Here is a 12,484-nt window from a genome sequence, read left to right on the forward strand (position 1 = left end):
TCATGCCTGGCGTCTCATGCCTCGCGCAGCGCCTTGGCCGCCATACCGTCGCCCGTCACCGTGACCCGCCCGGCCCGCACGGCGTCGACCAGGCTCAACTCCCCGCGGCTGACGGCCTCGCACGTCGCCGCGTCCAGTACCAGCCGCGCGTCGGGCTCGCCGGGCGCGGGCCCGTCGCCGTACACGGGCCCCTTCTCGGTGCCGACGTGGAGATGGAACTCCCCTTCCTCCAGCCGGACTTCGACGAGACCTTCCCCCTGCCCCTCCGCGACGGCCTCCAGCGCGCGCAGCAGCGGCAGCGCGAACCAGTGCGCCCGTACGGCGTCCGTGGGCCGCCGCTCGCCCAGTTCGGCCCTCCCCCACGCGCTCAGCGCGGCCAGCACGGGCATCAACTCCCGTCCGCGGTCGGTCAGTTCGTAGACGTACGCGGCACCGGGCGGTGGCAGCCGGCGCCGGGTGCTCAGCCCGTCGCGCTCCATGTCCTTCAGCCGCGAGGCGAGTACGTCGGTGCTCACGCCCGGCAGGTCCGCGTGCAGGTCGGTGTAGCGGCGCGGTCCGGCCAGCAGCTCCCGGACGATCAGCAGGGTCCAGCGGTCGCCGACGAGGTCGAGGGCGCGGGCGGCGGAACAGTACTGGTCGTAGCTTCGGCGTGGTGACATGCGACGCAGTCTAGACATGTTGTTGGACTTTCCAAGCTCGCACTTGGTAAAACCAAGCAACACACGAAAGCGGAGGGGCGAGCGAGCATGGAGTTCCGGCAGTCGAACAAGCTCAGCGAGGTCTGCTACGAGATCCGCGGCCCGGTGATCGAGCACGCCAACGCGCTGGAGGAGGCGGGCCACAGCGTGCTGCGCCTGAACACCGGCAACCCCGCCCTCTTCGGCTTCGAGGCGCCCGAGGAGATCCTCCAGGACATGATCCGGATGCTCCCGCAGGCCCACGGCTACACGGACTCCCGCGGCATCCTCTCCGCCCGCCGGGCCGTCGCCCAGCGCTACCAGAACCTCGGCCTGGAGGTGGACGTCGACGACGTCTACCTCGGCAACGGCATCTCCGAGCTGATCTCGATGGCCGTACAGGCGCTCGTGGAGGACGGCGACGAGATCCTCATCCCCGCCCCCGACTTCCCGCTGTGGACGGCGGTGACGACGCTCGCCGGCGGCAAGGCGGTGCACTACCTCTGCGACGAACAGTCCGACTGGTACCCGGACTTGACCGACATGGAGTCGAAGATCACCGACCGCACCAAGGCGGTGGTCATCATCAACCCCAACAACCCGACCGGCGCGGTCTATCCGAAGGAGATCATCGAGGGCATCCTCGACCTCGCCCGCAGGCACGGCCTGATGGTCTTCGCCGACGAGATCTACGACCAGATCGTGTACGACGACGCCGTGCACCACTCGGTCGCGGCACTCGCCCCCGATCTGGTCGTCCTCACCTTCTGCGGCCTGTCGAAGACGTACCGGGTGGCCGGCTTCCGCTCGGGCTGGCTGGTGGTGACGGGCCCGAAGCAGCACGCGAAGAACTACCTGGAGGGCCTGACGATGCTGGCGTCCATGCGGCTGTGCGCCAACGCGCCCGCCCAGTACGCCATCCAGGCCGCGCTGGGCGGCCGCCAGTCCATCAACGACCTGACGGCTCCGGGCGGGCGACTGCACCAGCAGCGGACGGTGGCCTGGGAGAAGCTCAACGAGATCCCGGGTGTGTCGTGCGTGAAGCCCCGGGGCTCCCTCTACGCCTTCCCGCGTCTCGACCCCAAGGTCCACAGGATCCACGACGACGAGAAGTTCGTCCTGGACCTCCTCCTCCGCGAGAAGATCCAGGTGGTCCAGGGCACGGGCTTCAACTGGCCGACCCCTGACCACTTCCGCATCCTCACCCTTCCGCACGCGGAGGACCTGGAGGCGGCGATCGGCCGGATCGGGCGGTTCCTCGGCGGGTACCGCCAGTAGCGCGACCGGTAGAGCCGTCGGGCAGCGCCGTCGGGCGCGGGGTCCGCCGGGCTCCTAGCCTGGGAGGCATGGGTGATCTCTTCCTCGTGCGGCACGGTGAGACCGAGTGGTCGCGGTCCGGGCGGCACACCGGGTGGACGGACGTTCCGCTGACCGAGCGTGGGCGGGAGGAGGCGCGGCGGCTGGTGCCGCTCATCCGGTCGCACCGGATCGGGGCCGCGTTCGTCAGTCCGCTTCAGCGGGCGCGGGAGACCGCCGAGCTGATCGGGCTGCAGGACACGCGGGTCGACGTGGACCTGCGGGAGTGGGACTACGGCGGCTACGAGGGGATCACCACCGTCGAGATCCAGCGCACCCGGCCCGGATGGTTCCTGTTCACGGACGGGGTCGCGCCCGGGCCGCCGGAGCATCCCGGGGAGACGCCGGAGCAGGTCGGCGAGCGGGCGGACCGGATGCTCGCCAAGGTGGACGCGGCGTTCGCGAACACCGAGGGGTGCGTGGTGCTGGTGGCCCACGGGCATTTCCTGCGGGTGCTCACCGCCCGCCGGCTGGGCCTGCCGCCCTCGGACGGGGCGCTCTTCCAGCTGGCGACGGGGACAGTGTGCCGGCTGGGGACGGAGCACGGGCGGCCGGTGATCGCGGGGTGGAACGTGCGGCCGGGGGCATAGACCGGGCCCGCCCCGAGGCCGACTGTCAGACCCTCGTCGTACCTTCGAGGCAGGTGGGAGCAGGAGCCTCCCCCGTGCCGGAGGGAGTACGCCGTGACACGACCGCCGACCGCCGCCCAGCGGCGTGTCATCGACGCCGCCGATCCCGTCACCGGGCGGCTGAGGGGTACGGAGACGCAGCTCACGGCGCTGGTGAAGCGCGGGCTGGCCTTTCGACATCCACGACCACCGCACGACCACTTCCTGACACCGGCCGGGCACCGGATACGGGAGGGCGAGGAGCCGGGGGTGGGCGGTGCGGGGTTGGGAGCGATCGGTGGGGGGTCGGGTGGCGCCGTCGAGGGGCTGGGGGTGATCGGCGCGGGGTCGGGTGCGGGCGGTAGGGGGCCGGGTTCGGGCGGTGTTGGGCCGGGTCCGGGTGGGGCGGGGTCAGGTGCAGCCGAGGCGAGGTCAGGTGTGGGCGGTACGGGGCCGGGTGCGGGCGGTACGGGGCCGGATCCAGGCGGTGCGGGGCCAGGTCCTGGTCGTGTCGGAGGTGGCGGTGCCGGGGTGGGAGGTGGTGGCGCTTCGGGAGCGGTTGCCGGTGTGGGTGCCGCTGTCGGGGCCGGACGTGTCGGCGGGGCCGGGGCCGGGCGTGGCGGGGCCGGGGCCGGCGAGGCGAGTGGGGTGTTCGCTGCTCGGGTCGGTGGGGAGGAGAGTGCGCCGGTCCGTGCGTCCGCTCGGGTTCGTGAGGTGCACAGCGCCTGGCAGGGGTTGCTGGAGCTGCGCCGGATGACCAATCCCGACGCCGCCACCGGCCGGCCCTGCGGCTGGGAGCGTACGCATCTCGTGCAGGCCGCCGCGCTGGCGCTGGAGGCGGCGGGGCACGCACCGGAAACGGGGGACTCGCCCGGCTACCGGGTGCGCGCGACCCCGCAGCCGGACGCCGTCGCCGTGCACGTACCGGACGCGGAGGCGCTGCGGACCTGCGCGATCACTCTGGAGAGGGCGGGCTGGCAGGCCGGGGAGTACACCGAGCCGCGGACCAGGGTCCGGTATCTGCTGGCCTCGCCGCGCCGGGTGTAGAGGGCACGTGTCAGGATCGGACCGTCAACTGACGTGGTGCGAGAGGGGATTGTCGTGGCTGAGGCGTTTTCCGTCCCGGTGACCGTCCGCGGGTACGAGACGGACGTACAGGGACACCTCAACCAGAGCGTGTACATCAACTACGCGGAGCACGCCCGCTGGTCGATGCTCGAGGCGGCGGGCATAACCCAGACCGCGCTCATCGGCACCGGAGTGGGCCCGGTCGCCCTGGAGACGACCATCCGCTACCAGCGGGAACTGGTCGCCGGTGACGAGGTGGAGGTGACCTGCGGCTTCGAGTGGGGCGAGGGCAAGACGTTCCGAGTACAGCAGACGATCCGCAAGAAGGACGGCACCGTGGCGGCCGAGATCACCGCGGTGGGCGGCCTGATGGACCTCAAGGCGCGGCGCCTGGTCACCCGTCCCGGCGACGTCTTCAAGGAACTGGCCTCCGACCCAGGCCTGTTCGGGCTCTAGACACCCACACCGTCCGACGCCACAGGTCAGGTCGGCTCCGACTCCGACTCCGACTCCGGGTCCCGCTCGGCGTCGTAGTCTGCCCGCGCCTGTGCGATGTAGACCCTGTTGCGCTCGGCCCAGTCGGTCAGCCGCAGCAGGGTTTCGTGCAACTCGCGCGCCACCGGTGTCAGTTCGTACTCGACCTTCGGCGGGACGGTCGGGTGGACGGTGCGGGTGACCAGGCCGTCGCGCTCCAGGTTGCGCAGGGTGAGGGTCAGCATGCGGCGGCTGATGCCCTCGATGCTCCGCTCCAGCTCGGTGAAGCGGATGGGTCCGTGCGCGGCCGCCACCAGGATCTGCACACTCCATTTCCCGGAGACCCTGTCAAGAACCTCGCGGACCGGGCAGGCGTGCGCGTTCACCACCTGGGCGGTAACACCGGTGTTCCTCATGACGGCCCTCACCGAGTCATCGACACGAGCGTCACACCGGACGTACTCACCCTGGGCGTCCCTGGTCGTGCTGTGCGCGGGGACGCTGATGACGATCCTGGACGGCAACATCGTCACGGTCGCCATGCCGGCCATGCAGAACGACCTCGCCTTCTCGGCACCGGGGCTCGCGTGGGTGGTGAACGCGTATCTCATCCCGTTCGGCGGGCTGTTGCTGCTGGCCGGCCGGCTCGGCGATCTGCTGGGCCGCAAGGGGATGTTCACGGCCGGGCTGGCCGTCTTCACGGCGGCGTCCGTGCTGTGCGGGGTGGCCGACGGCCAGGGCATGCTGATCGCGGCGCGGGCCGTCCAGGGGGCTGGCGGGGCGATGACCTCGGCGGTGGTGCTCGGGATGCTGGTCGCATTGTTCCCCGAGCCCGGTGAACAGGCGCGTGCCATCGCGGTGTTCAGCGCGGTCGGCGCGGCGGGCGGAGCGCTCGGCACGTTCCTGGGCGGGGCCCTCACCCAGGCCCTGAGCTGGCACTGGATCTTCCTGATCAACCTGCCGATCGGCGCGGTCGCGCTGGTCGCGGCCGTGCGCGTGCTCGCCCCCGAGCCGGGCGCTGGTCTCGGCAAGGGCGCCGACTATCCGGGGGCGGCACTGGTCACGGGGGCGCTGATGCTGAGCGTGTACGTGATCGTCGGCTCCGGCGACCGCTCCCTCACGGCCACGCTCCTGCTCGCCGCCCTGGCTCTCGCCCTCCTCGCGTCCTTCACCCTCCGCCAGGCCCGCGCCGCCCGCCCGCTCCTCCGCCTGCGCCTGTTCCGCTCACGCCTGCTGAGCGGTGCCAACGCCGTCCAGATCCTGATGATCGCGACGATGTACGGCTTCCAGTTCATCGGCGCGCTCTACCTCCAACGCGTGCTGGGTTACGACGAGTTGCTCACCGGAACGGCGTTCCTGCCGGCGCCGGTCGCGATCGGGGTGCTGATGCTGGGGCTGTCGGCGCGGACCATCGGGCGGTTCGGCGCGTACCGGGTGCTGCTGGCCGGGCTGGTGCTCATCGTCGCCGGGATGGCGCTGCTGAGCCGGGCCCCTGCCGACGGTTCGTACGCCACCGACGTACTCCCGCCCCTCCTCCTGCTCGCCACCGGCTTCGCCGCGGCCATGCCGGCGCTGACCGGACTGGCGATGTCCGGCGCGCGGGAGGAGGACGCGGGGCTGGCGTCCGGGTTGTTCAACACGACGCAGGTGGTGGGAGGTTCGCTGGGCCTGGCGGTGTTGTCGGTGCTGGCGGCGAACCACACCGCCACCCTGCTCGCGGGAGGCGCCACGCTCGTGCAAGCGACGGCGGCAGGGTACCGCCTGGCGTTCGGGGTCGCGGCGGTGATCGCGGTGGCGGCGCTGGGTCTGGCGGCGGGGGTGCTGCGGCCACCACACCGCGCTCCCACCCCCTCCCCGCCCCTCAGGCGAACGCCCCCTTGTGGTCCTCCGCCCACTCCCGATACGTCCGCGCCGGCCTCCCCAGCACCTCCTCCACATCCCCGGTCACCACGTCGTTGCCGCCCTCGTGGATGAACCGTGCCGTCACCAGCAGGCCGTCCGCGTACGTCTCGTTCAGGCCGGACGCGAGGAGTTGTTCGCGGCGTTCCTCCGGGGTCAGGTCGTGCAGCGGGACCGGGCGGGCGAGGACCTCGGCGAGGACGGCGGCCTGTTCGTGGGCGCTGAGGGTCTCGGGGCCGGTCAGGGTGTACGTGCGGCCCGCGTGCCGTGGGTCGAGCAGCGCGGCCGTCGCCACGCCGGCCACGTCCCGCGGGTCCACCACCCCCTGCTTGCCCGCGCCCATCATGTTCGGCGCGGGGATCCCCTCCCGGACGGCCGCCGCCCAGCTCAGGGTGTTGGAGGCAAAGGCGGAGGGACGCAGGATCGTCCACTCCAGGCCGCTCGCCCGGACCGCCTCCTCGCCGTGCAGATGCCAGGTCCCGAACCGGCCGAGGCGCGGGTCGCCGGTGCCGATCGCCCCGAGTTTCACGATCCGCCGTACGCCCGCCGCCTTCGCCGCCTCGACCAGACCGCGGTCGTGCTCGGCGTCGTCCGGTCCGAACACGCCCACCAGGAAGGCGGCCTGCGCGCCGGCCATCGCCGCCGCCACCGAGGCCCGGTCGCGATGGTGGCCGGGCGCGGTCTCCACTCCCGGCGGCACCTGGGCCCCCGCCGGGTCCCGGGTCAGCGCGCGGACCTTCTCGCCGCGCGCCGCGAGCTGTCGTACGACTTCACTGCCGATGGTGCCCGTGGCACCGGTCACAAGGATCATGTCCACCACGGTGGGCGGCCGGGGCGCGGTAACTCTTGGAAATTCCGGCACGGTTCCGGGGCCCGGGCGGCCGTGCGGCGCGCTTACCGTGGAGGGGTGACGAACGCCGTGCTCCGCGAGACCCTGCCCACGCCCGAGGCGCTGCGCCCGTGGTTCGCCGGGGTCGGGTCCGTGTCGGTGGGCGATGTGCCGACCGAGCCGTTCGTGCATCTCCCGGAGGCCGCGACCAGGGTGGTCGTGCGCACTGGGGAGCACGGCAGCCGGAGCACGCTGGTCGTCGGCCCGCGGGCGAGGGCGTCGTACCACAGCGGTAAGCGCCGGGTGTCCTGCGTGGAGCTGCGGCTCGCACCCGGCAGCGTCCGCCCGCTGCTCGGTGTCCCGGCGGTGGAGCTGGTCGGCCGTGCGGTGCGGCTGGGGGACCTGCCGGGCGTGATGGCCCGCCGACTGGCCGACGAGTTGCGGTGGTTGGCGCCGGACGAGGCGTTGGAGCACCTGGCGGAGGTGCTTCCGGAGCGGCTCGGGGCCGCGGCGGACCGTTCGCGCACCGAGCTGGTGCGGGCGGGCGTCGACGCGCTGTCGGTCCGTACCGGCCGGCCCCCGGCCCAGGTCGCCGACGTGGCCCGTGAACTGGCCGTCAGCGAGCGGCAGTTGCGCAACCTGTTCGCCGAGGGCGTCGGCCTCTCCCCCAAGCACTACGCCCGTATCAACCGCGTCCGCACGGTACTGGACCACGCGGCCACCCGCCCCTGGGCGGAGCTCGCCGCCGCCACCGGCTACTACGACCAGTCCCACATGACGACCGACTTCCGCACCCTGATGGGCGTCCCGCCCCGCTCCTACTTCACCGGCCGCCTCCCGGAAGCGACCCCCTGCCAGTCCCTCCGCCGCGCCTGAACGTCGGGCCGGCCTCATGGGCCGGCCGGGGCCGGACGGGTCGGTACCGGTACCTGGTTGAAGCCGTAGTACAGGGCGATCAGGCCGTGCGCGGCCAGGGTGAGCGGGGCCGAGACGAAGGCCAGGCCCACCGTGACCGGGTAGGCCAGGGTGCCGAGGGCGAAGCGGGCGCGGGTCGCCCGGGCGGCGGGGACGTCGACCCGGTCGTCGAAGAGGTGGCCGGTGCGGGTCAGATGCCACCACAGGGCCTGGAAGGTCAGCGCCATCAGGACCATGACCAGGCTGTAGACCGCCGCCGCCACATGCGAGGCCGCGTCCTCGCGCAGGTACTCCGCGAGCATCGCCGTCGGCCAGGGCACCGCGGCCACCACCATCAGGACCAGCAGGTTCAGGAACATCAGCGTGCGGTCGACATGGGCGACGTAACTGAACAGCTGGTGGTGGTTGATCCACATGATGCCGATGACCAGGAAGCTCACCACATAGGCCGCGTAGGAGGGCCACTGCTGCCCCAACGCGTGCCACAGGCCGCCGTGTTCGCCGACCTCGGGGACCTTGATCTCCAGGATGAGCAGGGTGATGGCGATGGCGAACACACCGTCGCTGAAGGCCTCGACGCGGCCGGACTCGTTCATGGCAGACAGCCTGCCCCATCGCCGCACCCCGCGGGCGGTGGATCAGTGGGCGGCGGCGATCCGGTCGCCGGCCTCCATCGGGTGGGTCACGTCCTGGGCGTCGCGGTCCTTGCCGAGGTGGTTGAAGACCAGGTTCAGGACGACGGCCGCGACACAGCCCGTCGAGATGCCCGAGTCCAGGACGATCCGCGCGGTCTCGGGGAAGGCGTGGTAGAACTCCGGCGCGGTGATCGGGATGATGCCGACGGCCAGCGAGACGGCGACGATCAGGACGTTGTTGTCCTTGTCCAGGCCGGCCCGCACCAGGGTCTGGATGCCGCTCGCCGCGACGGAGCCGAAGAGGACCACGCCCGCGCCGCCGAGCACCGGGCGCGGTACGACGGCGATGAGCGAGGCGGCCATCGGGCACAGGCCCATCAGGACGAGGAAGCCGCCGCCGGTCGCGACGACGTACCGGCTGCGGATCCGTGTCATCGCGACCAGGCCGATGTTCTGCGCGAAGGCGCTGCACATGAAGCCGTTGAAGAGGGGGCTGAGGGCCGAGCCGAGGGTGTCGGCGCGCAGGCCGGCCGCGATGGTCCTCTCGTCCGCCGGTCGGTCGACGATCTCACCCAGCGCGAGCATGTCGGCCGTCGACTCGGTCATCGAGACCACCATCACCACGCACATCGACACGATCGCGGCGACCTGGAACTGCGGTGCGCCGAAGTGGAACGGCGTCGGGAAGCCGATCACGTCCGCGTCCGCGACCGGGCCGAAGTCCGTGGCGCCGAAGGGGATCGCGACCAGCGTGCCCGCGACCAGGCCGAGCAGCACGGCGATCTGCTTGACGAAGCCGCGGGTGAAGCGGCGCAGTGCCAGCACGATCAGGAGAGTCGCGCCCGCCAGTGCGAGGTTGGTCGTCGAACCGTAGTCGTGCGCGGCGGGGTTGGGGCCCTGGGCCCAGCCGAAGGCGACCGGCAGGAGCGAGACGCCGATGAGTGTGATCACCGTGCCGGTGACGACCGGCGGGAAGAAGCGGACCGCCTTGCTGAAGAAGGGGGCGGCCATGAAGCCGAGCAGGCCGGCCACGATGACCGCGCCGAAGATGACCGGCAGTGCGTCGGACTTGTCCTTGGTGGAGGCGACGACCGCGGTCATGGGGGCGACACCGGCGAAGGTGACGCCGTTGACGAAGGGCAGCCGGGCGCCGATCTTCCAGATGCCGAGCGTCTGGAGGAAGGTGGCGAGGCCCGCGGTGAACAGGCAGGCACCGGTGAGGAAGGTCAGCTCGGCGGCGGAGAGGCCGATGGCCGCCCCGACGATCAGGGGCGGGGCGACGACCCCCGCGTACATGGCGGCCACGTGCTGCAGGCCCGTGGTGGCCATCTTGAGCGCGGGGAGTTTCTCGTCAACGGGGTGGGCGGTCACGGCGGTTCCTCCGGGTCAGCTAACACGTCGGCTCTGACGTGGGTTTCTTGGAGGTGGTGCACGGTCGTGCGGGACCGAAGGCCTGAACTGGGCCGGGGACGGTGACCGTTCCGGTGCGCGCACGTCCATGCGCGCACCGGACACGGCCGCCGTGGGACCGCTGGGGTCCACGGCTACCGGTCGAGGGCCGTCCCCCTCGACCGGAGATCTTCAATTGCCGTACGTCACAAGGGTGTTCGGCGCTCAGCCCTGCGCGGCGATCCGCGCGAGCCGCTGGGCCTGCTCCCGTGTGGAGCGGGCGATCGTGTCCTCGTCGACGTGCAACAGGCGGCTGTCCTCGACGATCTGACGGCCGTTCACGAAGGAGGCGGTGACCGGGGCCGCCGCGCCGAAGACCAGCGCGGTGACCGGGTCGGCGATGGAGGCGTGGGCGAGGGTGTCCAGCTTCCACAGCACCAGGTCGGCCAGCTTGCCGGGCTCCAGGGAGCCGATCTCGCCTGCGCGGCCGAGGACTTGGGCGCCGCCGTAGGTGCCGAGGCGCAGCGCCTGGCGGGCGTTCAGGGCGGCTTCGCGGTGGGCGCCGAGGCGGTTGATGAGCAGGGCGTTGCGCAGCTCGGTGTGGAGTTCGCCGGACTCGTTGGAGGCGGTGCCGTCGACGCCGAGGCCGACCGGGACGCCGGCCGCGAGCATGTCGGGGACGCGGGCGATGCCGGCGGCCAGCCGGGCGTTCGACGAGGGACAGTGGGCGACACCCGTCTTCGTACGGGCGAAGGCTGCGATGTCGGAGTCGTTCATGTGGACGCAGTGCGCCATCCACACGTCCTCGCCGAGCCAGCCGGTGGACTCGAAGTAGTCGGTCGGGCCCATGCCGAACAGTTCCTTGCAGAACTGCTCCTCCTCGACGGTCTCCGAGCCGTGGGTGTGCAGGCGCACGCCGAGGCGGCGGGCCAACTCGGCGCCCTGGCGCAGGAGTTCGGTGGAGACGGAGAAGGGCGAGCAGGGCGCGACGGCGACCTGGGTCATGGCGTCGAAGGAGGCGTCGTGGTGCTCCTTGACGGTGGCCTCGGTGGCGGCGAGGGCGCCTTCGAGGGTCTCGACGGCGAAGTCCGGGGGCAGTCCGCCGTCCTTCTCGCTGCGGTCCATGGAGCCACGGGCGAGGGTGAAGCGGACGCCCATCTCGCGGGCGGCGCGGATGATCGAGCCGGACAGGTCGCCGGCGCCCTGCGGGAAGACGTAGTGGTGGTCCATCGCGGTGGTGACACCGCCGCGGGCCATCATGGCCAGCGAGCCCTGCGCGGCCGAGTACGTCATCTCCTCGTCGATGCGCGCCCACGTCGGGTACAGCGCGACCAGCCAGTTGAAGAGATTGTGGTCGGTGGCCAGACCCCGGGTGATCCACTGGTAGTAGTGGTGGTGGGTGTTGACCAGGCCGGGGGTGACCAGATGGCCGGATGCGTCGATACGGCGTACGACGTTCTCCAGGCCCTCGGGGGCCCTGCCCGCGCCGAGCGACTCGATGCGGTTGCCCGCGATGACGACATGACCGCTCGGGTACTCGGTGTCGTTCGCGTCGACGGTCGCGACGGCACAGTTCTCGATGACGATGCGCTGGGCTGCTGCCATGGTTCGTCCTTTGCGCTGTTGTGGAGTGGGCACGGCAGGACCCTGGAGATTTGAGTACCGCGGCCGGTTCCGGAGTCCCGGCCGCGGGTGCCGCAATGCAGTTGCTACAGGTTGGTCAGGTCCACCGGGATCCTCGGCTCGCAGCCGTCCCGGAGGATCGTCGCCTCGATCAGGCCGTAGGGCCGGTCGGCGGCGTAGTAGACCTCGTTGTCGTTCTTGAGGCCGAACGGCTCCAGGTCCACCAGGAAGTGGTGCTTGTTGGGCAGCGAGAAGCGGATCTCGTCGATCTCGCCGCGGTTGTTGATGACGCGCGAACCCATTTGGTAGAGGGTCTGCTGGAGCGAGAGCGAGTACGTCTCGGCGAAGGCCTGGAGCATGTGCTTCTTCACCTGCTCGTAGGACTTCTCCCAGTTGGGCATCTTCTGCTCGTCGTCGGTCCAGTTGAACCGCCAGCGAGCGGCGACCTGGGTGGCCAGGATGCGGTCGTACGCCTCCTGGAGCGTCGTGTACTTGTCCTTGACGTAGCCCCAGAACTCGGAGTTCGTCGAGTTCATCACGACGAGGTCCTTGAGGCCGGAGACGACCTCCCAGGACGAGCCGTCGTAGGTGATCTGGGTGAGGCGGGTCTCCTGGCCCTTGCGCACGAAGGAGTGCTTGACCTCGTCCGCGCCGATGAACTGCGAGTTGGCGTCGGAGGCCTCGATCCGCTCCCAGGCGTACTCCTCGATGCGGATCCGCGCGGTCTTGATCGGCTCCTGCGAGGTGACGAAGTGGCGGGCGAGATGGATGCCGAACTGCTCGGCCGACTCGATGCCGTGCTCCTTGGCGAAGGCGAACACCGTGTTCTTGGTGGTGTCGGTCGGCAGCACGTTGGCGTTGGAGCCGGAGTAGTGGACCTCGTCCATGTCGCCGCTCAGCGCCACGGACACGTTCAGGTCCTTGATGTGGTGGGTGGCGCCGTCCCGCGTGATCTTTACGACTCGGTTCTCGGCCTTGCCGTACTGGTTCTGTCCCAGAATCGTGGGCATT

13 protein-coding genes and 1 pseudogene are annotated in these 12,484 nt (G+C 71.2%); 6 read left to right on the plus strand and 8 right to left on the minus strand.

Translation table 11 applies throughout. The features are described 5' to 3' along the window. Window positions 1-14: 14 nt before the first annotated feature. On the minus strand, window positions 15-659 hold the full coding sequence (locus tag MQP27_RS09505; RefSeq protein ID WP_242763778.1) for a winged helix-turn-helix transcriptional regulator: 645 nt from the start codon (window positions 657-659) through the stop codon (window positions 15-17). Between the two features lie 87 nt (window positions 660-746). Here MQP27_RS09505 and MQP27_RS09510 point away from each other — a divergent pair, with 87 nt between their 5' ends. After that, complete coding sequence (locus MQP27_RS09510) at window positions 747-1,955, plus strand: pyridoxal phosphate-dependent aminotransferase (protein WP_242763780.1); 1,209 nt, start codon at window positions 747-749, stop codon at window positions 1,953-1,955. A 68-nt stretch (window positions 1,956-2,023) separates the two neighbouring features. After that, complete coding sequence (locus MQP27_RS09515; protein ID WP_242763783.1) at window positions 2,024-2,623, plus strand: histidine phosphatase family protein; 600 nt, start codon at window positions 2,024-2,026, stop codon at window positions 2,621-2,623. A gap of 450 nt (window positions 2,624-3,073) precedes the next feature. Here MQP27_RS09515 and MQP27_RS51890 read toward each other — a convergent pair whose 3' ends face one another. Further along, window positions 3,074-3,361, minus strand: a complete 288-nt coding sequence (locus MQP27_RS51890) for a hypothetical protein (RefSeq protein ID WP_278196045.1) — start codon at window positions 3,359-3,361, stop codon at window positions 3,074-3,076. On the opposite strand from MQP27_RS51890, the pseudogene MQP27_RS09525 reads away from it, so the two are divergent. Continuing rightward, window positions 3,281-3,688, plus strand: a pseudogene (locus MQP27_RS09525) (hypothetical protein); the annotation flags it as partial. The gene MQP27_RS51890 and the pseudogene MQP27_RS09525 sit on opposite strands and share 81 nt — an antisense overlap. Before the next feature lie 54 nt (window positions 3,689-3,742). Continuing rightward, entirely contained in the window at window positions 3,743-4,165 is a 423-nt protein-coding gene (locus tag MQP27_RS09530) for an acyl-CoA thioesterase (protein ID WP_242763785.1), read from the plus strand. 26 nt (window positions 4,166-4,191) lie between these two features. Here the strand turns inward: MQP27_RS09530 and MQP27_RS09535 are convergent, their stop codons facing one another. Next, window positions 4,192-4,599: a winged helix-turn-helix transcriptional regulator gene (locus MQP27_RS09535; RefSeq protein ID WP_242763788.1), complete on the minus strand. Its 408-nt coding sequence runs from the start codon at window positions 4,597-4,599 to the stop codon at window positions 4,192-4,194. Between MQP27_RS09535 and MQP27_RS09540 the strand changes: the two genes are divergently transcribed. Beyond that, the gene (locus tag MQP27_RS09540) at window positions 4,598-6,157 is read left to right on the plus strand and encodes an MFS transporter (protein ID WP_242763791.1); all 1,560 of its coding nucleotides are present in this window, start codon (window positions 4,598-4,600) and stop codon (window positions 6,155-6,157) included. The two genes, MQP27_RS09535 and MQP27_RS09540, sit on opposite strands and share 2 nt — an antisense overlap. On the opposite strand, the gene MQP27_RS09545 is transcribed toward MQP27_RS09540, so the two are convergent. Then, window positions 6,045-6,902 (minus strand): NAD(P)H-binding protein, encoded by an 858-nt coding sequence (locus tag MQP27_RS09545; RefSeq protein ID WP_242763793.1) that lies wholly within the window; start codon window positions 6,900-6,902, stop codon window positions 6,045-6,047. The genes MQP27_RS09540 and MQP27_RS09545 overlap by 113 nt on opposite strands. 87 nt (window positions 6,903-6,989) lie before the next feature. On the opposite strand from MQP27_RS09545, the gene MQP27_RS09550 reads away from it, so the two are divergent. Next, window positions 6,990-7,787 carry a helix-turn-helix domain-containing protein gene (locus tag MQP27_RS09550; protein ID WP_242763796.1) on the plus strand — a complete coding sequence of 266 codons (798 nt, stop codon included), beginning with the start codon at window positions 6,990-6,992 and terminating at the stop codon, window positions 7,785-7,787. 14 nt (window positions 7,788-7,801) lie between these two features. On the opposite strand, the gene MQP27_RS09555 is transcribed toward MQP27_RS09550, so the two are convergent. The 4 genes from MQP27_RS09555 to pucL form a co-directional block, all read right to left on the minus strand. Beyond that, entirely contained in the window at window positions 7,802-8,422 is a 621-nt protein-coding gene (locus MQP27_RS09555; protein WP_242763799.1) for a TMEM175 family protein, read from the minus strand. Between the two features lie 42 nt (window positions 8,423-8,464). Next, window positions 8,465-9,832, minus strand: coding sequence for a nucleobase:cation symporter-2 family protein (locus MQP27_RS09560; RefSeq protein ID WP_242763802.1), 1,368 nt, complete (start codon window positions 9,830-9,832; stop codon window positions 8,465-8,467). A 243-nt stretch (window positions 9,833-10,075) separates the two neighbouring features. Beyond that, window positions 10,076-11,455 carry an 8-oxoguanine deaminase gene (locus tag MQP27_RS09565; RefSeq protein ID WP_242763804.1) on the minus strand — a complete coding sequence of 460 codons (1,380 nt, stop codon included), beginning with the start codon at window positions 11,453-11,455 and terminating at the stop codon, window positions 10,076-10,078. 104 nt (window positions 11,456-11,559) lie between these two features. After that, a complete protein-coding gene (pucL, locus tag MQP27_RS09570) occupies window positions 11,560-12,483 on the minus strand; it encodes a factor-independent urate hydroxylase (RefSeq protein WP_242763807.1) in 924 nt (307 codons plus the stop codon). Window position 12,484 lies beyond the last annotated feature (1 nt).

Origin of the sequence: Streptomyces cylindrosporus, assembly GCF_022698165.1 — a bacterium.
In the GTDB taxonomy this organism is placed as follows: Bacteria; Actinomycetota; Actinomycetes; order Streptomycetales; family Streptomycetaceae; genus Streptomyces; species Streptomyces cylindrosporus.

What these genes read in the sequence shown, in the direction of transcription:
- MQP27_RS09515 (WP_242763783.1), top strand. Translation starts at nt 2,024, where the DNA reads ATGGGTGATCTCTTCCTCGTGCGGCACGGTGAGACCGAGTGGTCGCGG.
- MQP27_RS09505 (WP_242763778.1), bottom strand. Translation starts at nt 659, where the DNA reads ATGTCACCACGCCGAAGCTACGACCAGTACTGTTCCGCCGCCCGCGCC.
- pucL (WP_242763807.1), bottom strand. Translation starts at nt 12,483, where the DNA reads ATGCCCACGATTCTGGGACAGAACCAGTACGGCAAGGCCGAGAACCGA.
- MQP27_RS09555 (WP_242763799.1), bottom strand. Translation starts at nt 8,422, where the DNA reads ATGAACGAGTCCGGCCGCGTCGAGGCCTTCAGCGACGGTGTGTTCGCC.
- MQP27_RS09510 (WP_242763780.1), top strand. Translation starts at nt 747, where the DNA reads ATGGAGTTCCGGCAGTCGAACAAGCTCAGCGAGGTCTGCTACGAGATC.
- MQP27_RS09540 (WP_242763791.1), top strand. Translation starts at nt 4,598, where the DNA reads ATGACGGCCCTCACCGAGTCATCGACACGAGCGTCACACCGGACGTAC.
- MQP27_RS09565 (WP_242763804.1), bottom strand. Translation starts at nt 11,455, where the DNA reads ATGGCAGCAGCCCAGCGCATCGTCATCGAGAACTGTGCCGTCGCGACC.
- MQP27_RS09535 (WP_242763788.1), bottom strand. Translation starts at nt 4,599, where the DNA reads ATGAGGAACACCGGTGTTACCGCCCAGGTGGTGAACGCGCACGCCTGC.